Here is a 20,375-nt window from a genome sequence, read left to right on the forward strand (position 1 = left end):
GGTCTCTGGTGGCCGGTGCCGCCCGGCGGGACGGTGGGCCCATGGTCACCGCCGTCCTCTCCCCCTCCCCTGTCGCGCCCCGCACCCCGGGCCGCCCCCGGACCCCGGCCGTCCGGCACCTCGGACCGAACTGGTACGCCGCCGTCATGGGCACCGCGATCGTCGCCTCCGCCGGGGCCGCGCTGCCCGTCCACGTCCCCGGGCTGCGTACGGTCTGCGCGGCCGTGTGGGCGCTGTCCCTGCTGCTGCTCCTGGCCCTGCTCACCGCCCGCGCGCTGCACTGGCGCCACCACGCCGACCAGGCCCGCGCCCATCTGCGCGACCCGGGCATGGCCCCGTTCTACGGCTGTCTCGCGATGGCCCTGCTGGCGGTGGGCGGCGGTGCGCTGACGGTCGGCGCGGACTGGATCGGCACGACGGCGGCGGTCGCGCTGGACGCCGTGCTGTTCACGGCCGGTACGGCGATCGGGCTGGCGGCGGCGGTGACCGTGCCGTATCTGCTGGCCGTGCGGGAGCGGACCGGGGCCCGGGAGGCCAGCCCGGTGTGGCTGCTGCCGCTGGTGGCGCCGATGGTGTCGGCGGCGCTGGGCCCGCTGCTGGTCCCCCATCTGCCGCCGGGCCAGCCGCGCGCGACACTGCTGCTGGCGTGCGTGGCGATGTTCGGGGCGAGCCTGCTGGCGACACTGCTGATGCTGCCGCTGGTCTTCGCCCGGCTGCTGACCGGCGCCGCGCTGCCGCCGGCGCTGACCCCGGCGCTGTTCCTGGTGCTGGGCCCGCTGGGGCAGTCCACCACCGCCGCCGGGAACTTCGCGGACGCGGCCCCGGGGGTCCTGCCGGAGCCGTACGCGGCCGGGTTCGGGGTGTTCGCGGTGCTGTACGGGGTGCCGGTGACCGGGTTCGCGCTGCTGTGGTTCTCCCTGGCGGCGGCCCATGTGGTGCGGGCGGGACGGCTGGGGATGGGGTTCACGCTGACATGGTGGGCGTTCACCTTCCCGGTGGGCACCTGTGTGACCGGCGCGGCGGCGCTGGCCCGGCACACCGGCCTGGTCGCCTTCGAGGTGCTGGCGGTCGGGCTGTACGCGGTGCTGGTGGCGGCCTGGCTGACCGCCACCGTACGGACCGCGCGGGGGCTGTTCAGCGGAGCGCTGCTGCGAGCGCCGCGCCCAGCCGTCGCGGTGCCTCGCTGAGGGAGGGGCCGTACCAGGTCAGCTGGCGTCCGTCGAGCAGGGCGCAGGGCACGCCGGGGAACGCCTCGGGGCCGTCCTCGCCGGTGAAGCGGTACGGCTCGTCGGGCAGCGCGACCAGGTCGGGCCGGGCGGCGAGGAGTGCGGGCAGCGGGATCCTCGGATAGCGCTCGGGGTGGTCGGCGTACAGGTTGTCCACGCCGAGCCGGGCGAGGACGTCCCCGGCGAAGGTGTCCCGGCCCAGCACCATCCAGGGCCGCCGCCAGACCGGGACCACGGCGGTGCTCCGGCGCTCCGGCGCGGGCAGCGCGGCCCAGACGGTCTCGGCCTCGTCCAGCCAGCGCGGCCGGGAGCGGGCGCCGCAGGCGGTGAGCACCCGGTCGAGTTCGGTGAACGCCTGCGGGACCGTCCGCACCCGCGTGACCAGGACCTCGATCCCGGCTCCGCGCAGGGCGTCGAGGTCGGGGGCGCGGTTCTCCTCCTCGTTGGCGACGACCAGGTCGGGGGCGAGCGCGGCGATCCGTGCGACATCGGGGTTCTTGGTGCCCCGGACCCGCGTCACGGTCAGGTCCGCCGGACGCGCGCACCAGTCGGTGGCGCCGACCAGGACCCCGGGCAGGGTCACGGCGACGGCCTCGGTGAGCGAGGGCACCAGGGACACGACCCGCACGACGGGAGCCCCTACGGCCGGTCCTCGACGGCCTCGATGTGCTCGGCGACGGCGACCACCAGGACCCGGGTCTCCGGGACGGTGGCCCGCCACCGGTGCCGGACACCGCCGGTGAGATACAGCGAGTCGCCCCGGCCCAGCCGGTAGGCCCGCCCCTCGGCCTCGATCTCGACGGCCCCGTCGGCCACGTACAGCAACTGGTCGTTACGGTGCTGGAACTCGCGGCCCGCCTCGTGGTCGCCGGTGTACTCGGACGCCTGCATCTGGTGGTGGCCGCGGACCAGGGACCGCGCCCGGGGGACCGGCGTCGGCGATCCCGCCCCGGCCCGGACCACGTCGACCGTGCACGCGGGGTCGGCGGCGGCGAGCAGTTCGACAGCAGTGGTGCGCAAGGCGTCGGCGACCTTCTCCAGGGAGCCGCGGCTGGGCCGCGCCCGGTCGTTCTCCACCTGGCTGAGGAAGGGCACCGACAGACCGCTGCGCTCGGCCACCACGGCGAGGGTCAGATCCAGGGCCCGGCGGCGGCGCCGTACGGCCGCGCCCACCCGCAGGGACTGTTCCTTGTGATCGCCCATCGCTCCGGCTCCCTCCTTCGCGCGTCGGTCCGGGTGCTCGGGTCCCATCCCATCCTGCGACGAGTCCTCCGGCGAGTTCCCCTCTGATGAGTTCTCTGCACCCTACGCATGTTCGGCAAACCGTTTCCGGCGGCCGTCATGTCGCCGACACATTGTCCGAGGTCCGTCCCGCCGGTTCACGCCATTTCGGCGGGTGGCGCACGGCGCTGAGGGGGCGGTTCGGCGCGCGGGGCCGGGCTTCGCGCCGGATTCCTGGACATTCGTACGCCGGTGGACGCCCTTTGGCGACTCTCCGTGGTTGGCTGAATTCCTGCCGTGACAGCCGGGACCACGGAGAGCCGATCGGTCACCAGCGACCAGTGACCGGCGCTCGCGCGGGCGTCACCCCGGGGTCATCCGGCCCACGATGTCCGGGTGCTCCTCCAGCCAGGCGGCCACGGCTTCCTCCTCCTTGCCCTGGCCCCGGTTCTTGATCTCGGCCTCCAGGGTGCCCAGCTCGTCCTCGGTCATCCGGAAGCCCTTGATCCACTCGGTGAGCCGCGGATACCGCTCGGGGAACCGCTCGCTGGAGATGGTCCGGATGGTGTTGCCCTCGCCGAACGCCTTCCGCGGGTCCTTCAGCTTGGTCAGCTCGTACTCGCTGTACGCCCAGTGCGGTGACCACAGGGTGACGGCGATCGGCTCCTTCTTGGCGTACGCCCGCTTCAGCTCGGCCAGCATCGCCGGGGTGGAGCCGTCGACGACCTGGTACTCGCCCTCGAGGCCGTAGCCGGGCATGACCTTCTTCTTCAGCAGGTCCATCTCGCCGGTGCCGGGTTCGATGCCGACGATCCGGCCGTCGAACAGATCCGCCTTGCCCTTGAGGTCCGCCAGCGAGTCGACGCCCTTCACATAGGACGGGACGGCGATCTCCAGCGAGGTCGGCTCGTACCAGGTCCCGAGGTCGTGGAGGCTGTCCTTGTGCTTGTCCCAGTAGTTCTTCTGGGCGTACGGCAGCCAGGCGTCGAAGTTCAGATCGAGGTCCCCGGCGGCGAGTCCGGTGTAGACCGGGCCGACGTCCATCTGCTTCAGGTTCAGGGTGTAGCCGCGGCGCTCCAGGACGTTCTTCCAGAGGTAGGTGATGGCGATGTCCTCGTCCCAGGGGAACCAGGCCACGTTCACCGCCCGCCGGGCCTCGGCCGGGGTGTCCCCGCCGGTCTGCGCGACCGGCGCCCACTGGTCGACGACCCCGGGGTTCCGCTCCAGCCAGGCCCGCACCGCGTCCTGCTGCCTGCCCTTGCCCGCCTGGTTGATCTCCGCTTCCAGGCTGGTGAGCTGGTCCTCGGTCATGGAGAAGTCGCGCAGCCACCGGGCGACCTGCGGATGGTCCTCGGTGAAGCCCTGCCGGGACAGCATGTGCACCCCGTCGCCCGAGCCCCAGGCGCCCTTCGGGTCCTTCAGCTTCTTCAGGTCGTAGTCGTTGTACGCCCAGTGCGGCGACCAGAGGGTGACGACGATGGGTTCCTTCTTGGCGTAGGCCCGCTTGAGCTGGGCGAGCATCGCCGGGGTGGAGCTGTCGACGACCTGGTACTCGCCCTCGAGGCCGTACTCCTTGAGCACCTTGCTCTTCAGCAGGGCCATCTCTCCGGCGCTGGCCTCGATGCCGGTGATCTTCCCGCCGAACTCACCGGCCCGGCCCTTGAGGTCGGCCAGCGAGTCGATGTCCTCCATATAGCTGGGGACGGTCAGCTCCAGGGAGGTTTCCTCGTACCAGGGGCCGAGGTCCTCCAGCCGGTCGCCGTACTTCTTCCAGTACTGCTCGTGGGTGGTCGGCAGCCAGGAGTTGGTCTCGAAGTCGAGGTCACCGGCGGCCAGGGAGGTGTACATCGGTCCGGCGTCCAGTTGCTTGGCCTCGACCTCGTAGCCGCGCTGCTCCAGGATCTCCTTCCACAGGAAGGTGGAGGCGACCCCCTCGTCCCAGGGGATGTAGCCGACGGTGAGCTTCTCGCCCTTGCCGACGTTCTGCGCGTCGGCGGTGTCGGTGGTGTCGGTGGTGTCCCGGGCGCCACCGAAGATGCCGAGGCCGCCCGCGACGAGCGCGAGCACCAGGACCCCTGCCATGGCGACGGCCGGACGGGGGCGGTACGACCAGACCTTCAGGGCGTGCGTGGTCCGCGCGGCGCGGGCGCGGGCGGCGGCCCGGCGGGCCATCGGGGAGACCTGGGTGCCGAGGGCGCCGGTCATCCGGTCGAGGTAGATCGCGAGGATGACGATGGCGACGCCCGCCTCGGAGCCCAGGCCCACGTTCAGCTGGCCGAGGGCTTCGTTGACGTCGGCGCCGAGTCCGTCGGCGCCGACCATCCCGGCGATGGCGGCCATCGACAGGCCCAGCATGATGACCTGGTTGACACCGGCCATGACGGTCGGCAGGGCCAGCGGCAACTGGACCCGCAGCAGGATGTCCCGGCGGCTGGTGCCGAACGCCTCGGCGGCCTCGACCAGGTCCTTGTCGACCTGGCGGATGCCCAGCTCGGTCATCCGGACGCCGGGGGCGAGGGCGAAGATCAGGGTGGCGACGATGCCCGCGGGGGCGCCGCTGCCGAAGAACAGGATCGCCGGGATGAGGTAGATCATCGCGGGCAGCGTCTGCATGAAGTCCAGCACCGGCCGGACCAGCCCGCTCACCCGGTCCGAGCGGGCGGCCCAGACGCCGACCGGCACGGATATCAGCAGCGCGATCAGGGTGGCGACAAGGACCAGCGAGAGGGTCATCATCGCGTTCTCCCACAGCCCCAGGGAGTCGATGAACGCGAACCCTGCGAAGGAGAGCACCCCGGCGAGCGTGCCGCGCAGCCAGAACGCGATCACCGCGAAGATCCCGGCGAGCAGCAGCGGCTGGGGAGCCTGGAGGACGGCGTCGATGCCGTCGTACACGCCCAGGAAGACGGATTTGAGGAAGTCGAACAGCCAGGCCACATTGTCCAGCAGCCAGTCGACGGCGCTGTTGACCCAGTCGCCGAAGGGGACTCTAGGCACGAGCGGTCACCTTCCCGCCGTCCCGTTCCCGGGGGTTGTCGCAGGGCCGCGGCGGCCCCTGTTCGTCGCCGACGAGGGCGACCAGCCGCTGCCGGGGTACGACACCGACCAGTTCCCGGCCCTTGAGGACGGCCACCGCGTGGCTCATCCGGGCGCTGAGCGCGCACAGTTCGTGGAAGGGGGTGTCCGGGGTGGCGGTCGGGCAGCCGCAGTCGGCCTCGTCGCCGCGCACCTCGGTGTCCATGACGGCGTCGGCGGTCAGCACCCGGGAGCGGTCGACGTCCTGGATGAAGGAGGCGACGTAGTCGTTGGCGGGCCGCAGCAGGATGTCCTCGGCGGTGCCGTCCTGGACGATCCGGCCGTCGCGCATCACAGCGATCCGGTCGCCGAGCCGCATCGCCTCGTTGAGGTCGTGGGTGATGAAGACGATGGTCTTCCTCAGGGTGCGCTGGAGGGTCAGCAACTGGTCCTGCATGTCCCGGCGGATCAGCGGGTCCAGGGCGCTGAAGGACTCGTCCATCAGCAGCAGATCGGCGTCGGTGGCCAGCGCGCGGGCCAGCCCGACCCGCTGCTGCATCCCGCCGGACAGCTCGTCCGGCCAGGACTTCTCCCAGCCTTCGAGGCCGGTGAGGGCGAGGGCCTCGGCGGCGCGCCGCTCACGCTCCGCCCGTGCCACGCCCTGGACGGCCAGTCCATAGGCGGCGTTCTCCAGCACACTGCGGTGCGGGAACAGCGCGAAGTGCTGGAACACCATGCTGATCTTGCGGGAGCGGACCTCGCGCAGGGCGCGCGGGCCCAGCCCGGTCAGGTCCTGCCCGTCGAAGCGGACGGTGCCCGCGGTCGGCTCCAGCAGCCCGTTGAGCATCCGCAGCAGGGTGGACTTCCCTGATCCGGACAGGCCCATGACGACGAAGATCTCGCCGGGTTCCACGGTGAAGGAGGCGTCGATCACGGCGGCCGTGGTGCCGTCGGCGCGCAACTCCTCCCGGTCGGCTCCCTCACGGAGCCGTCGTACGGCGTTGACCGGTCGTCTCCCGAACACCTTGAACAGGTGCTCGGCCTCAAGCCTGGATGACACGCGAACCTCTTGTCTCGGGGGCAAGGACACGGAGCGACGCCGGGCGCCGGGCGGTGGAAGCCGCGACCGGCGCTGAGCGGTGCGCGGCCGGGGCCGCGACCGGCGTCACTCCGACGGCGCGCCTGCCCCGACCGTTTCCAGCCAAACGAAATGTGTCCCGGGTCACATCGACGGGCTCTTGATCCGAGCCCCTTGGCCACTCCTGAACCACGCCCCGACCCCGCCCCGACCCCGCGCCGCCGCCGGTGCCGCTGTCCGTGCCGCCGTCGGCGCCGCTGACCAGTGCCGCCGTCGGCGCCGCTGACCAGTGCCGCTGTCAGTGCCGCTGACCAGTGCCGCTGTCAGTGCCGCTGTCAGTGCCGTGCGGCATGATGCGGAGGGTGACCGGACAGCTGATGCTCCTCGACACCGCCTCGCTCTACTTCCGCGCCTACTTCGGCGTCCCGGAGTCCGTGAAGGCCCCGGACGGCACCCCCGTGAACGCCGTGCGCGGTCTGCTGGAGTTCATCGAACGCCTGGTCCGGGACCACCGCCCGGCCCACCTGGTGGCCTGCATGGACGCGGACTGGCGCCCCCAGTGGCGGGTCGACCTCATCCCCTCCTACAAGGCGCACCGGGTGGCGGAGGAGCACGCGAGCGGTCCGGACGAGGAGGAGGTGCCCGACACCCTGTCCCCACAGGTGCCGATCATCGAGGCGGTGCTCGACGCGCTGGGCATCGCCCGGGTGGGCGTCGCGGGCTACGAGGCGGACGACGTGATCGGCACGTTCACCGCGCGGGCCACCGGCCCGGTCGACATCGTCACCGGCGACCGCGACCTGTACCAGTTGGTGGACGACGGCCGCGGGGTGCGGGTGCTGTACCCGATCAAGGGCGTCGGCACGCTCCAGCTCACCGACGAGGCGGTACTGCGCGAGAAGTACGGCGTGGACGGCCCCGGGTATGTGGATCTGGCGCTGCTGCGCGGCGACCCGAGCGACGGTCTGCCGGGCGTCCCCGGCATCGGGGAGAAGACGGCGGCGAAGCTGCTCGCCGAGTTCGGCGACCTGGCCGGGATCATGGCGGCGCTGGACGACCCGAAGGCGAAGCTGACGCCGTCCCAGCGCAAGCGGCTGACCGAGGCGCGGCCCTATGTCGAGGTCGCCCCGAAGGTGGTGCGGGTCGCGGCCGACGTCCCGCTGCCGGAGGTGGACACCGCGCTGCCGCGCGCCCCGCGCGACAGGGCGGCGCTGGACGCGCTGGCGGACCGCTGGAACCTGGGCGGCTCACTGCGCCGAGTGCTGCTGACGCTGGACGCGGTCGCCTGAGACCTGGGGACCAGGGGGACCAGGGGGACGGGGCGGGAGGAGTCGGGGAACCCGGAAACCCGGAGCACGCGGGGGACCCGGGGGACCCGGCGACCGCGCGGCGCCCGAAAGAATCGCCCCCGCAAACCGACGATAGGTAAATGCCCTGCTCCCCCCGGGTGCAAGAGCCGATCGCTATCCAAAATCATGGTCATTCGCGTGCACGACAGCGGGTGTCTCCCGGGACGGAGTGCTAACTTAGGTAAACCTAAGCATGGAACAGCAGGGAGGCTGTCATGGCAGCACGTCCGGCCCGCAAGCCGCCGAAGACGCATTCCGCGCAGGTCGTCCGCACCGAGCGGCTGACCCCTCATATGCAGCGCGTGGTGCTCGGCGGCGACGGCCTGGCCGAGTTCGCCGCCGGCGGCTGCACCGACCACTATGTGAAGCTGCTGTTCCCGGCGCCGGGCGTGGTCTATCCCGAGCCCTTCGACATCGAGCGCATCCGGAAGGACTTCCCGCGCCAGCAGTGGCCGGTCACCCGCACCTACACCGTGCGCGTCTGGGACCCGGTCCTGCGCGAACTCACCCTGGACTTCGTGATCCACGGCGACGAGGGCCTCGCCGGTCCCTGGGCGCTGCGGGTCCAGCCCGGTGAGACCGTGCGCCTCATGGGCCCCGGCGGCGCCTACGCCCCCGACCCGGCCGCCGACTGGCATCTGCTGGTCGGTGACGAGAGCGCCCTCCCGGCCATCGCCGCCGCGCTGGAGGCGCTGCCCGGCGGGGCGCGGGTGCGGGCGTTCATCGAGATCTCCGGCCCCGAGGAGGAGCAGAAGATCGACTCCGACGCCGAGGTGGTCTGGCTGCACCGCGGCACCCGGCCGGTCGGCGAGGCCCTGGTCGCGGCGGTCCGGGGGCTCACCTTCCCGGAGGGCCGGATGCACGCCTTCGTGCACGGCGAGGCGGGCTGGGTGAAGGAACTGCGCCGCATGCTGCGGATGGAGCTCCAGGTGCCCCGCGACGACATCTCCATCTCCGGCTACTGGCGGCTCGGCCACGACGAGGACGGCTGGCAGGCGGCGAAGCCGGACTGGAACGCCCGGATCGAGGCGGAGCAGGAGACCCGGGCGGGCGGCGAGCAGACGGCGGCGTAGCCCGCACCCCTTTCCATGAGCGGCGGTACCCGATCGACCGGGTACCGCCGCTTCGCACTGCCGGGGCGGGTCCGTCCGGGGCGTGGTGGTGGGGCCGGGGCCTTCCGGGGCGCGGCGGCGGACACGGAGGCCGCCGCGCCCGGCCGTCCGTCACGAGCGCGGCGGCGGACACGGAGGGGACCCCTGCGCCCAGCCCCGCACACCGTCAGGCGCGTCGCGGGCGCGATGGCGGACACAGAGACCCCGCGCCCAGCCCCGCACACCGACGGGTCCATCGCGAGCGCGGCGGCCGACCCGGAGACCCCTACCCCAGTCCCCCAGTCCCCCACACCGTCAGGCACGTCCGGCGCGCGGCAGTAGGGCGTGAGGACTTGGGCCCGGAGCGGACACGCCGGTGTGACGCGGCCGAAACAGCGCGTCCCTAATTTCTGTCACCCGACAGGAATCCCGGTCGTACCGGGTCGGCCCCGATCGAGCCCGCTCGATCCCGGTCGGCTCCGGTCGATCCCGGTTCCGGACCCCTCCGGACCCTCCAGACCCTCCAGACCCACCCTCCAGACCCTCCAGACCCTCCCGGACCCTCCGGACCCGTCCGCCCCCGCTCCCGTCGCGCCCATGACCCTCCGTGCCCCAGGCAGGTGCCGCCGTGACCACCACCGCCCCCTCCGACGTCCGCCCCGACCCGCCGCACTCCCCCACCACGACCGCCGCCGTCCCGGACGCCTCGCTCGCGGCGTTCGGCTACCGCCAGGAACTCCACCGCAGCCTGGGCAGGTACGCCTCCTTCGCCGCCGGTTTCTCCTTCATCTCCGTCCTGACGACCGTCTTCCAGTTCTTCACCATCGGCTACGGGTTCGGCGGCACGGTCTTCTTCTGGACCTGGCCGGTGGTGCTCGCCGGACAGCTCATGGTGGCCGCCTGCTTCGCCGAACTGGCCGCGCGCTACCCGATATCCGGCGCCATCTACCAGTGGTCCACCCGCCTCTCGAACGCCACGTTCGGCTGGTTCGCCGGCTGGATCATGGTGATCGGACAGATCGTGGTGGTCGCCGCGGCGGCCCTCGCGCTCCAACTCGTGCTGCCCCCGATCTGGTCCGGCTTCCAGCTGATCGGTTCCGACCCCGCCCCCACCTCCGCCGACGGCGCCGCCAACGCGGCCGTCCTAGGGGTCGTCCTGCTCGCCCTCACCACTCTGGTGAACGTGCTGGACAACCGGGTCCTGTCGGCGGTCAACCGGATCGGCGTCACCGCCGAGATCATCGGCGCGGTCCTGATCGTCGTCCTGCTCCTCACCCACGCCGAGCGCTCCCCCGGCGTCACCCTGCACCTGACCGGCGGCACCGAGACCGGGCTGCTGGGCGCGCTGCTGGTGGGCTCGTTCACGGCGGCGTACGTGATGATCGGGTTCGACAGCGCGGGTGAGATGAGCGAGGAGACCCACCAGCCCCGGCGGACCGCGCCGCGCACCATCCTGACCGCGCTGGCCGCGGCGGGCCTGCTGGGCGGGCTGATCGTGCTCGGCGGACTGCTGGCCGCGCCGAGCCTGACCGACGGCCGCCTCGCGGTGGACGGCCTCAGCTATGTCCTCACCAGCAGCCTCGGTGACGGGGTGGGGCGGCTGCTGCTGGCCGATGTGGCGGTGGCCGTCGCGGTGGCGACGCTCGCCATCCAGACCTCGGCGTGCCGGATGCTGTTCTCCATGGCCCGGGACGGACAGCTGCCCTGCTCCCGCCGGCTTGCCCGGGTGAACCCGCGCACCGGGATGCCGCACGCCCCCGCCGTGGTCATCGGCGTGCTGGCCGCCGCCCTGCTGCTGCTGAACTTCGCCTCCCCGGAGGCGTTCCTCGCCATCGGCACCACCTGCATCGTGCTGCTGTACCTGGCGTACGCGATGGTCACCGGCCCGCTGCTGGTCGCCCGGCTGCGCGGCCGGTTGCCCCGGACCGGCACCGACGAGACGGGCGCCCCGCTGTTCTCGCTGGGCCGCTGGGGCGTCCCGGTGAACGCCCTGGCCCTGCTCTACGGCCTGTTCATGACCGTCAACCTGGCCTGGCCCCGCGCCGCGGTGTACGACCCGGCGGGCGGACACTGGTACTTCCAGTGGTTCACGCTGCTGTTCCTGGCCGTGACGGTGGCGGCGGGCGCCGCGTACCGCGTCCGGCGGTCCCGCAGCACCGTCTGACGGCGGGGGCCGGTCCCCGTCGCCCCCCGCATGGGACAGCCCCGCACCGCCGTCTGACGGCGGGTCAGTCGCCCCGTACCCGGGCGTGCAGATGCATATCGTGCCAGCCGTCCTGGTGCAGCCCGGCGGCGCGTTTGGTGCCCTCCAGGGCGAACCGGGTACGGTCGGCGACCCGGCAGGACGCCTCGTTGGCGACGGAGTGCAGCAGTTCCAGGCGCTGGAAGCCGATGGTGTCCAGGGCCCAGCGGGCGAGGGCGTCGGTGGCGCGCACGGCGACCCGGCGGCCCCTCGCCTCGGCGGCCGTCCAGTACGCCACCTCGGCCGCCCCGTCCGCGAGGACCAGCCCGCGCAGCGCGACCCGGCCGAGCAGCCGTCCCGACTCGGCGCCGACGACCGCGAAATGGGCCCCCGTCCCGGCCGTCCAGTGCGTCCGCCACTCCTCGACCCAGCGCCCCGCCTCGGCCTCGTCGGCGCAGGCCCGCAGATGCCAGCGGTGCAGCAGCGGGTCGCGGAAGATCCGGTGGACGGCGGGCGCGTCCCCGGCCCGCCAGGGCCGCAGCAGCAGTCCGTCCGCGCCGGACAGCGTGGGCTGCGGGAGGGCGGTGAACGTACCGGCGGGCAGGGCCTCGGGCGTCAGATCAGGCATGTCCGGCATCCTGCCCGGCGCCCCCTCGCCCGCCCCACCCGTTTTCCCGCCCGCCGTCCGGTGCTCCCCCTGTGCCGTCCCGCATCTGCCTTCCGGGGAGGGTTCCCGCCGTCGAAATTGTGTGTCGCTCGCCCGAGCGGGCGTGTAGCGTCGACGGCGTATCTGTTGTCGCCGTTGGGAGGGGCACGTGCTCCGCTGAGGTCTGAGACACCGTGCGCGCCGTCGCGGCGTCCACGGGTGTGACCTCGGAAGCGAGCTGCCCACGGGCCTGGTACGTCCCTGCCTGGTCCGGCCCTCGGTTCGGCGCCCGTCTTCACGACATCCCCGGTTCCCGGCGGATGCGCGGTGTCTCCACACGCTGGCCCCCTTCACCAGTACGTACGCGGGAGACCCCTATGACCAAGCACACCACCGCACCTGTCCTGTGCACCGGACTGTCGTTCGCCTGGCCGGACGGCACCAGCGTCCTGGACGACATCTCCTGGGCGGCCGGTGACGGCCGGACCGGTCTGATCGGCCGCAACGGCAGCGGGAAGTCCACCCTCCTGCGGCTGATCGCCGGACGGCTCGCCCCGACGTCGGGAACCGTGCACGTCGCGGGCGAACCCGGCTACCTGCCCCAGGACCTCACCCTCCACCCCGCCACGCCCGTCGACGAGGTCCTGGGCGTGGCCCGGATCCGCGCCGCCCTGCACGCCATCGAAGCCGGAGACACCAGCGAGGACCACTTCACCACCCTGGCCGACCAGTGGGACGTGGAGGAACGCACGCAGGCCACCCTGACCCGCCTGGGCCTCGACCACATCGGCCTGGACCGCACCGTCGGCGACATCTCCGGCGGCGAGGCGATCCTGCTGCGCCTGGCCGCGCTGCTGCTGGCACGCCCCCGCGTCCTGCTGCTGGACGAGCCGACCAACAACCTCGACCGGCAGGCCCGCCACCATCTCCGCCAGGCGATCACCGAGTACCGGGGAACCGTGATCATCGTGTCCCACGACCGTGAACTGCTGGACGGCGTCGACCAGATCACCGAACTGCGGGACGGCACGGTACGCGACTTCGGCGGCAACCTGACCGCCTACGAGGAGACCATCGCCACCGAGCAGGAGGCCGCCGAGCGCGCACTCGCCACGGCCAGGTCCGACCTGGCCCGACAGCGCCGCGACCTGGCCGCCGCCCAGACCCGCCAGGCACGCAGCGCCCGCTACGGCAAGCAGATGTACGCCGACAACCGGGTCGACAAGACGACCGCCCAGACCATGAAGCGCGCCGCCCAGGTCTCCCGCGGCAAGCAGCAGGCCGTCCACGACCAGCGCGTGACCGACGCCCGGGACCGCCTGGACGCCGCCGGGGACCGGCTGCGCGACGACGACACGATCCGCGTCGACCTGCCGGACACCGCCGTCCCGCCCCACCGCACCGTCCTCACCCTCGACGGCGCCCGTCTGCGCACCGGCCGCCCGATCGACGACCTGCGGGTCCACGGACCCGAACGGATCGCGCTCACCGGCCGCAACGGCAGCGGCAAGACCACCCTCCTGCGCACGGTCGCCGGGCAGCTTCCGCCCGCCGAGGGCCAGGTCACCGCCCATGTCCCGCTGCGCTATCTGCCACAGCGCCTGGACCTGCTGGACGGCGGCAAGTCGATCCTCGACAACGTCACCCACCTCAATCCGCACGCCGGCGGGAACCAGACCCGTGCGCAGCTGGCCCGCTTCCTGTTCAGGGGCGGACGCGCCGACCAGATCGTGGGCACGCTCTCCGGCGGAGAGCTGTTCCGCGCGTCCCTGGCCGCGCTGCTGCTGGCCGACCCCGCTCCCCAGCTCCTGCTGCTGGACGAGCCGACCAACAACCTCGACATGGCCAGCATCGACCAGCTCGCCCAGGCCCTGGCCGGCTACCGGGGCGCGCTGATCGTCGTCAGCCACGACCTGCCGTTCCTCCACCGGATCGGCATCACCCGCTGGCTGGACCTGGACGCCGACACGCCCTCCGGCTGACGGCTCCGGGCCGCCGCGGGCGCGCGGGGCCCGGCGACCTGTTCCCCCTCGTACGCTGGACCCATCATGAGCCGCCGCCCCGTGCCCCCGCCCTCCCCGCTGCCGCAGCGTGACGGGATCGATCCGGTGCGGGTGCGGCTGCCGCAGGAGGGGCCCTGGGCGTCGGTCCTGGAGTATCTGGTGGAGCGGCTGTCGGGCGCGGGACCCGGGGCGGTGGCCCAGATGGTCGACGCGGGCCTGGTCGTCGGCGCGGACGGCGCCCCGGTCGCGCCGGGGACCGGGTTCGTACCGGGCATGTATGTGTGGTTCCACCGCGACCTGCCCTACGAGGTCCCGGTGCCGTTCCCGATGGCGGTGGTGTACCGGGACGCACACATCGTCGTCGCCGACAAGCCGCACTTCCTCGCCACCACTCCGCGCGGCGGCCATGTCGTGCAGAGCGCGCTGGCCCGGCTCCGCCGTGAGCTGGACCTGCCGGAGCTGGGCGCCGCCCACCGCCTGGACCGGCTGACGGCGGGCCTGGTCCTGTTCACCGTCCGGCCGTCCGAGCGCGGCGCCTATCAACAGCTCTTCGCGGACCGCCGGGTACACAAGGAGTACGAGGCGGTGGCGCCGTACGATCCGGGGCTCGCGCTGCCCCGGACGGTACGCAGCCGGATCGTGAAGGAGCGCGGGGTGCTGGCGGCGGCGGAGGTGCCGGGCGCGCCGAACGCGGTGACCGGGGTCGCGCTGGCCGGGCACCGGGCCGACGGTCTGGCCCGCTACCGGCTGACCCCCGAGACCGGGCAGACCCATCAGCTGCGGGTCCATATGACGGCGCTCGGCGTCCCGATCCTGGGCGACCCCCTGTACCCGGTGGTGGCCCCGCCGGTGGCGCCGGGCGACTTCCGCCGTCCGCTCCAGCTCCTGGCCCGCTCGCTGGAGTTCACCGACCCGGTGACGGGGGTGGAGCACCGGCTGCGCAGCAGGCGGGAGCTGACGGCGTGGACACGGCCCGAGGAGTGGGCCCAGGAGTGGGCCGGGGAGTGGGCCGACGGTCCGCGTCCCTGAGCTGAGCGTCTGCGGGGGCCGGTGCCTCAGTCGCCGCTACTGAACTGCCGGTGTCTCAGTCGCCGCGCCACCAGCGGACGAAGCGGCGCCAGGCGCCGGGGCGCGGCTCCGGGCGGGGCGTCTCGACCGGGGCCGGTGCGCCGAAGTCCGGGGGCGGGGCGGTGGGTGTGGACCGCAGTTCGGTCGTGGGGGCGGGCTTGGGGGAGACGATCTCCCAGGTCTGGCGGGGTGCGGCGTGGCGGACCGACGGGGGCGACTGGATGTCCTGGGTCGGCTTGGGGTCGAAGGTCACCGGCAGGCTGACCAGATGGCGGGAGGCGATGGACTCGGTCCAGCGCAGATCCTCCTCGGGGCAGTCCAGTTCCACGTCGGGCAGCCGCATCAGCAGCGCGTCGACACCGACGTCGGCGATGGCGCGGCCGATGTCCTGGCCGGGGCACTCGTGGGGGCCGCCGCCGAAGGCGAGGTGGGAGCGGTTGCCCTGCATATGGGCGGCGAGGTCGGGCCGGACCCGGGGGTCGATGTTGCCGGGCGCGGGCGCGAAGAGCAGCCCGTCGCCGCGCCGGATGCGCTTGCCGCCCAGTTCGGTGTCCTGCTTGGCGAAGTAGGCGAACACGGTGCTGAACGGGGGTTCGTCCCACAGGGACTGCTCGACCGCCTCGGGCACGGTCATCTGGCCGCCGTTGAGCTGGGCGCGGAAGCGGGGGTCGGTGAGGACCATCCGCAGCACGCTGGACAGCAGGTTGACGGTGGCCTCGTAGGAGGCGAGCAGCACCAGCCGCAGGTGTTCGCGGACCTCGTCGTCGGAGAGCCCGGCGGGGTGGCGGACGAGATAGCTGGTGAAGTCCTCCAGCGGCTCGGCGCGGCGGCGCAGGGTGAGCCGGCTGAGGGCGTCCATCACCTTGGCGTGGCTGGCGATGGCGGTCTCGGTGCCCTTGAGGGTGTCGCGGGCGGCCTGGACGAGTTCGTCGCCGTACTCGTCGGGCATACCGAGGATCTCGCACATCACGCCCATCGGCAGATGCTCGGTGAACTGGCCCACCAGGTCGGCGGTGCCGCGCTCGGAGAAGCGGTTCACGAGCCGCTGGGTGTGCCGGTAGATGTGCCGGCGCAGCGAGCGGTGGTCGATGGTGGACATGGCGCCGGTGACCGCGCCGCGCAGCCGCAGATGTTCGTCGCCCTCGGCGTGCGAGGCGATGGGCTGCCAGGCGATGTGCGGCATCAGCGGGTGGTCGGGCTTGACCCGGCCTTCGTTCAGCGGTGTCCAGATACGGCTGTCGCGGGTGTACTGCGAGGGGCTGCGCACCATGTGGAGGTTCTCGGCGTGGCCGAGGACGACCCACATGGGGACGTCGTCGTGGAGCAGTACGGGCGCCACGGGGCCGTGTTCGGCGCGGAGTTTCTCGTACATGCCGCTGAGGTCGAGCGCCTCGGGGCCGTAGATCCGGTGGAGTCCGCCGGGGCCGGTGGCGCCGTGGGCGGGGCAGCCGGGCGGGGGGCCGCCGGGCAGGGCGCCGGGGCCGGGGGCGGAGGAGGTTTCAGACGTCACGGGGGTTGCTCCGGAGAAGGGGCGGGGGGAGGCCGGGTCAGGTGAGCGCGCCGGCCATGGCGAGCTTGTGCAGGAACCGCATGAGGGTCATCAGGGTGTCCCGGCTGGAGGCGCGGCGCCGGGCGTCGCACTCCACGATGGGGATCTCGGGGGCGAGGTCGAGCGCGACGCGCAGATCCTCGACGGGGTAGTGGGGGGCGTCGGGGAAGGTGTTGACGGCGACCACGAAGGGCACTCCGCGCTCCTCCAGCCGCCCCATGACGTCGAAGCTGACCTCCAGGCGCCGGGTGTCGATCAGCACCACCGCGCCGAGGGCGCCTTCAAACAGGCCGTTCCACAGGAACCAGAAGCGTTCCTGGCCGGGGGTGCCGAAGAGATAGAGGACCAGGTGCTCGGAGACGCTGATCCGGCCGAAGTCCATGGCGACGGTGGTCGCCGTCTTGGTGTCGGAGCCCCGGTTGTCGTCCACGCCGATCCCGGCCTGGGTCATGGTCTCCTCGGTGGTCAGCGGTTTGATCTCGCTGACCGAGCCGACCATGGTGGTCTTGCCGACCCCGAACCCGCCCACGATCACGATCTTCACCGCGGCCTTGGCCGTGTGCGGGAGATGGTCCTCGGTGCGTGGGCCGGGAACGGTGTCAGAGCTTTTGAAGTCCATGCATCACCGCTTCGAGGAGGGACCGGTCGGGCAGCGCCTGGCGGACGATGGGGGCCCGCGCCTGGACCAGTTCGGACGTCAGCATGTCGGTGAGCAGGACGGTCACCGCGCTGTACGGAAGGCTGAGGTAGGCCGAGAGTTCGGCCACGGACAGGGGTGCGGCGCACAGCCGCAGCACCGCCGCCTGTTCGGGGGTGGTGGACGGCGGCGGGTCCTCGGCGCGGGCCACGACCAGGGTGACGAGGTCCAGTCCCGCGCGGTCGCCGTCGCCGCCGCCGATGACATAGAACCGCTCGGGGTTGCCGCCGACGCGGCCGTCGTCGCCCGGTGTCCCGTCGGGGGCGTGCGCGCTCGGGTCCCGGTCCCGGTCCTGGTCCCGGTCGTGCGGGTGGGGGTCCCGCGCGGCCCGGCCGTGGTCCGCCGGTCCTCCGGGGCCCGCGCCCGGACGGCCGGGGGGCGGCTGGGACGGCTGGGACGGCTCCAGGGGGTGGCGCCTGCGGCGTTTCGGAGCCGTCATACGGTCTGCCCGTTGCTGTGCCGGGCGGGACTGGTGAGGTGGGCGCCGATCCGGACGACCAGATCGCGCATCCGGTTGCTCATCATGCCGGGCTCGCAGGTGATGTCGGAGAGGACCGCGAGATAGGCGTTGGCACCGGCCGCCATGAGATAGAAGTAGCCGCGGTCGATCTCGATGACGATCAGGTTCATCTCGCCGTCGCTGCCGGGCAGTTCCTGGGCGACGGCGTTGGCGAGGCTCTGCATCCCGGCGCAGGCGGCGGCGACCCGGTCGGCGGCGTCGGGGTCGCCGGAGTAGCGGGCGAGCCGCAGACCGTCGGCGGACAGCACGACGATCATCTCGATGCCCGGCACACCGTCGTACAGATCCTTCAGCAGCCAGTCGAAGTTGGCGCGGTACGTCATGTGACGTCCCCTTCGTCATCGGCCTTGTAGCGGGCCGGGTCGTCGTCGATCAGATGGAGGTACTTGGTCGGGTTCCGGGTGAAGTCGGTCGGGTGGGTGCCGGGTGGCAGGTCCTTCTTCAGGCCCTCCCAGAAGGACTCGACCCAGGCGCCGGGGGCGACGAACTCCTTCTGCTCCGGCTCCGGCTCGGGCTCCGGCGGCTGCGCACCGGCGGCGCGGGCCGCCTCACGGGCCTCGCGCTCCTCCTTCTCGGCGCGCTCGGCGGCGTACTGGGCGGCGTACTGCTCCGTGATCCGCTGGGTGATCGGGATGGTGGCGCGGCTGCGGCGCTGCGGCAGACCGCCCGCGGTCCACTCGGTGACGACCGGGACGTCGTCCTCCATGGAGACGCCGAGCGGGATCTTCGGGCTGGTGGGGCGCCGGGTCTTGGGCGGTCGCTTGGGGCCTTCCAGGGCCTCCATGGTGACGGGGACGCCGGTGGCGCCGATGCCGTGCGCGAGACCGACACCGCGCTCATGGGTGAGCATGTTCATCGGGACGACGAGGACCGCGCGGACCCCGCCGTACGCGGAGGTGCGCAGGGAGATCTGCATATTGAACTGGGTGCACAGCCGGCCCACGACGGCGAGGCCGAGGCGCGGGCTGTCGCCGAGTTCCTGCATGTCGACGCCCATCATGGCGTTGGCGAGCATCTCCTCGGCGCTGGCCCGGGACTCCTCGCCCAGGCCCATGCCGCCGTCCTCGATCTCGATGGCCAGTCCGCTCTGCACCTCGACCGCGGTGACATGCACCTTGGTGTGCGGGGGCGAGTAGCGGGTGGCGTTGTCGAAGAGTTCGGCGCAGGCGTGGATGATCGGCTCGACGTAGACGCCCTTGGCGCTGATCCGCGCGATGTTGTCCAGCGAGATCCGGCGGTACTCCAGGATGCGGGACATCGCGCCGCGCAGCGTGGAGTACATGGAGACGGCCTGGGGCCAGTTGCGGCTGGGGCGTCCGCCGCCGAGCACGGAGATGGAGTCGGCGAGCCGGCCGATCAGCGCGGTGCCGTGGTCGATGCGCAGCAGGTCGTCGAAGACCTCGGGGTTGGTGCCGTGGTCCTCCTCCATCTCCCGCAGTTCATTGGCCTGCTGGTGGACGATGGCCTGGACGCGGCGGGCGACATTGACGAAGGAGCGCTGGGCGGAGTCGCGCAGGTTCTCCTCCTGGTCGACGATCCGCAGCATCAGCCGGATCAGTTCCTTCTGGACCTCCGGGATGGTGGACCAGCCGGCCTCGATCTCGTCGAGCTGGTTGAGCACCTCGTTGATGGAGTTGCCCTTGCGCAGGTGGTCGATGGAGCCGGGGACGATGTCGGTGGCGAGATACAGCATCCGCCGGTCGTTCTCCTCGATCCGGCGCTCCAGCTCCGCGAGCTGCCGGGCGTGCCCGGCCTTCAGCTCCCGCACGGCGCGTCCCCGGCGCGCCACCTCGGCGGCGGTCAGGGTCACCAGAAGCGTGGCCACGGCACCGCAGGCGCCGACCGCGACCCGCGCGGACGGTGCCACCAGGGCGACGGCGGCTCCGGTCGCCGCGGCCATCAGTATGGCGGGCAGCAACAGCAGGCGCGCGTAAGGGACTTCGCGGCGTCGGGGTGGGGTTGGAACACTCACCATGTGGGCCCTCGGAAGCGGATCGACGGGGAACTCGGGCGTGCTCGGGGCACGTGTGCTGGGGGAACGCGTCCATGCGGATGTTCCGGGCGTTCGAGATCTTCGGCACCATAGGGAACAAACGCACGATTACGTCTCAACCCGGTGCGCTGCGGGCGAGCTTAGTCCGGGCGGATCATCGCCGTGTCATATTCGGCAAGCACCTGAAATGCCCCCCGCGACAGGAGTACCCTCAGCCCCATTTACACGCTGCGCGGCATTTCGCACACGGTGTGTGACGATGTACGAGCGTACGAGATTCCCTCACCGGGAGGGGTGAACGGGGGCTTCCGGGGGGCTCGGAGCAGCGGTGTTCGACGCCAGGGCAGCGGCGTTCGACGCCGGGTCGGCCGCGCTCGACGCCGGGTCGGCCGCGCTCGATGCCGGAGCAGCCGCGCTTGACGCCGGGGTCGGCCGCCGTACCGGCGCGTGTGCCGCGCCCTCGCGTCAACTCCGGGGGTCCACGGCACCCCGTCCCCGCGTCAACTCCCACGGTCCGCGACACCCGGGCGGCGCGTCAGCCCCCGCGACCCGGGGCGGCCTGCCCGCGCGTCGGCCCTCCGCGAGCCGCAGCCCCCGGTTCAGCTCCCGTGGTCCGTGACACTCCGCCCGCGCGTCAGCCCCCGCGACCCACGGCACCCCGCCCGCGCGTCGGCCCTCCGCGAGCCGCAGCCCCCGGTTCAGCCCCCGTGATCCGCGACACTCCGCCCGCGCTTCAG

Annotated in this window: 15 protein-coding genes and 1 pseudogene; 6 read left to right on the forward strand and 10 right to left on the reverse strand. The window is 72.6% G+C overall.

The genetic code is table 11. The features are described 5' to 3' along the window. Positions 1-41: 41 nt before the first annotated feature. Complete coding sequence (locus tag AB0D49_RS10470) at positions 42-1,187, forward strand: TDT family transporter (RefSeq protein ID WP_362753991.1); 1,146 nt, start codon at positions 42-44, stop codon at positions 1,185-1,187. On the opposite strand, the gene AB0D49_RS10475 is transcribed toward AB0D49_RS10470, so the two are convergent. The 4 genes from AB0D49_RS10475 to AB0D49_RS10490 form a co-directional block, all read right to left on the reverse strand. Further along, a complete protein-coding gene (locus AB0D49_RS10475; RefSeq protein WP_362753994.1) occupies positions 1,135-1,854 on the reverse strand; it encodes a helical backbone metal receptor in 720 nt (239 codons plus the stop codon). The two genes, AB0D49_RS10470 and AB0D49_RS10475, sit on opposite strands and share 53 nt — an antisense overlap. 11 nt (positions 1,855-1,865) lie before the next feature. After that, on the reverse strand, positions 1,866-2,429 hold the full coding sequence (locus tag AB0D49_RS10480) for an XRE family transcriptional regulator (protein WP_362753997.1): 564 nt from the start codon (positions 2,427-2,429) through the stop codon (positions 1,866-1,868). Between the two features lie 381 nt (positions 2,430-2,810). Beyond that, positions 2,811-5,444: an ABC transporter permease/substrate binding protein gene (locus AB0D49_RS10485; protein ID WP_362754000.1), complete on the reverse strand. Its 2,634-nt coding sequence runs from the start codon at positions 5,442-5,444 to the stop codon at positions 2,811-2,813. Further along, on the reverse strand, positions 5,437-6,522 hold the full coding sequence (locus AB0D49_RS10490; protein WP_362754003.1) for a betaine/proline/choline family ABC transporter ATP-binding protein: 1,086 nt from the start codon (positions 6,520-6,522) through the stop codon (positions 5,437-5,439). The genes AB0D49_RS10485 and AB0D49_RS10490 overlap by 8 nt, the downstream gene beginning before the upstream one ends. A 371-nt stretch (positions 6,523-6,893) precedes the next feature. On the opposite strand from AB0D49_RS10490, the gene AB0D49_RS10495 reads away from it, so the two are divergent. The 3 genes from AB0D49_RS10495 (at position 6,894) to AB0D49_RS10505 (ending at position 11,144) form a co-directional block, all read left to right on the forward strand. After that, complete coding sequence (locus tag AB0D49_RS10495; protein WP_362754006.1) at positions 6,894-7,829, forward strand: 5'-3' exonuclease; 936 nt, start codon at positions 6,894-6,896, stop codon at positions 7,827-7,829. A gap of 275 nt (positions 7,830-8,104) precedes the next feature. Continuing rightward, a complete protein-coding gene (locus AB0D49_RS10500) occupies positions 8,105-8,962 on the forward strand; it encodes a siderophore-interacting protein (protein ID WP_362754010.1) in 858 nt (285 codons plus the stop codon). A 646-nt stretch (positions 8,963-9,608) separates the two neighbouring features. Continuing rightward, positions 9,609-11,144 carry an amino acid permease gene (locus AB0D49_RS10505; RefSeq protein ID WP_362754015.1) on the forward strand — a complete coding sequence of 512 codons (1,536 nt, stop codon included), beginning with the start codon at positions 9,609-9,611 and terminating at the stop codon, positions 11,142-11,144. A gap of 64 nt (positions 11,145-11,208) precedes the next feature. Here AB0D49_RS10505 and AB0D49_RS10510 read toward each other — a convergent pair whose 3' ends face one another. Beyond that, positions 11,209-11,790 (reverse strand): GNAT family N-acetyltransferase, encoded by a 582-nt coding sequence (locus tag AB0D49_RS10510; protein WP_362754018.1) that lies wholly within the window; start codon positions 11,788-11,790, stop codon positions 11,209-11,211. A 395-nt stretch (positions 11,791-12,185) separates the two neighbouring features. On the opposite strand from AB0D49_RS10510, the gene AB0D49_RS10515 reads away from it, so the two are divergent. Continuing rightward, the gene (locus AB0D49_RS10515) at positions 12,186-13,790 is read left to right on the forward strand and encodes an ATP-binding cassette domain-containing protein (protein ID WP_362754021.1); all 1,605 of its coding nucleotides are present in this window, start codon (positions 12,186-12,188) and stop codon (positions 13,788-13,790) included. A 66-nt stretch (positions 13,791-13,856) separates the two neighbouring features. Further along, complete coding sequence (locus AB0D49_RS10520; RefSeq protein ID WP_362754024.1) at positions 13,857-14,840, forward strand: pseudouridine synthase; 984 nt, start codon at positions 13,857-13,859, stop codon at positions 14,838-14,840. Between the two features lie 55 nt (positions 14,841-14,895). Here the strand turns inward: AB0D49_RS10520 and AB0D49_RS10525 are convergent, their stop codons facing one another. The 5 genes and pseudogenes from AB0D49_RS10525 to AB0D49_RS10545 all read right to left on the reverse strand — a co-directional run bounded on the left by AB0D49_RS10525 (position 14,896) and on the right by AB0D49_RS10545 (position 19,620). Then, positions 14,896-16,389 (reverse strand): cytochrome P450, encoded by a 1,494-nt coding sequence (locus tag AB0D49_RS10525; RefSeq protein WP_362754027.1) that lies wholly within the window; start codon positions 16,387-16,389, stop codon positions 14,896-14,898. A gap of 37 nt (positions 16,390-16,426) precedes the next feature. Then, positions 16,427-17,047: an ATP/GTP-binding protein gene (locus tag AB0D49_RS10530; RefSeq protein WP_362754030.1), complete on the reverse strand. Its 621-nt coding sequence runs from the start codon at positions 17,045-17,047 to the stop codon at positions 16,427-16,429. Next, a pseudogene (locus AB0D49_RS10535) lies at positions 17,028-17,354 on the reverse strand (DUF742 domain-containing protein); the annotation flags it as partial. The gene AB0D49_RS10530 and the pseudogene AB0D49_RS10535, both read right to left, overlap by 20 nt. A 206-nt stretch (positions 17,355-17,560) precedes the next feature. After that, on the reverse strand, positions 17,561-17,968 hold the full coding sequence (locus AB0D49_RS10540; RefSeq protein WP_362754033.1) for a roadblock/LC7 domain-containing protein: 408 nt from the start codon (positions 17,966-17,968) through the stop codon (positions 17,561-17,563). Further along, positions 17,965-19,620, reverse strand: coding sequence for an ATP-binding protein (locus AB0D49_RS10545; protein WP_362754036.1), 1,656 nt, complete (start codon positions 19,618-19,620; stop codon positions 17,965-17,967). Before AB0D49_RS10545 ends, AB0D49_RS10540 begins: the two co-directional genes overlap by 4 nt. Positions 19,621-20,375: the final 755 nt, after the last annotated feature.

Origin of the sequence: Streptomyces sp. NPDC048290 (genome assembly GCF_040652095.1) — a bacterium.
Lineage (GTDB): Bacteria > Actinomycetota > Actinomycetes > Streptomycetales > Streptomycetaceae > Streptomyces.

Bases quoted from the DNA above. Each gene is read 5' to 3' on its own strand.
- AB0D49_RS10470 (WP_362753991.1), top strand. From the start codon at position 42: ATGGTCACCGCCGTCCTCTCCCCCTCCCCTGTCGCGCCCCGCACCCCG.
- AB0D49_RS10480 (WP_362753997.1), bottom strand. From the start codon at position 2,429: ATGGGCGATCACAAGGAACAGTCCCTGCGGGTGGGCGCGGCCGTACGG.
- AB0D49_RS10495 (WP_362754006.1), top strand. From the start codon at position 6,894: ATGCGGAGGGTGACCGGACAGCTGATGCTCCTCGACACCGCCTCGCTC.
- AB0D49_RS10500 (WP_362754010.1), top strand. From the start codon at position 8,105: ATGGCAGCACGTCCGGCCCGCAAGCCGCCGAAGACGCATTCCGCGCAG.
- AB0D49_RS10510 (WP_362754018.1), bottom strand. From the start codon at position 11,790: ATGCCTGATCTGACGCCCGAGGCCCTGCCCGCCGGTACGTTCACCGCC.
- AB0D49_RS10515 (WP_362754021.1), top strand. From the start codon at position 12,186: ATGACCAAGCACACCACCGCACCTGTCCTGTGCACCGGACTGTCGTTC.
- AB0D49_RS10520 (WP_362754024.1), top strand. From the start codon at position 13,857: ATGAGCCGCCGCCCCGTGCCCCCGCCCTCCCCGCTGCCGCAGCGTGAC.
- AB0D49_RS10530 (WP_362754030.1), bottom strand. From the start codon at position 17,047: ATGGACTTCAAAAGCTCTGACACCGTTCCCGGCCCACGCACCGAGGAC.
- AB0D49_RS10540 (WP_362754033.1), bottom strand. From the start codon at position 17,968: ATGACGTACCGCGCCAACTTCGACTGGCTGCTGAAGGATCTGTACGAC.
- AB0D49_RS10545 (WP_362754036.1), bottom strand. From the start codon at position 19,620: ATGGTGAGTGTTCCAACCCCACCCCGACGCCGCGAAGTCCCTTACGCG.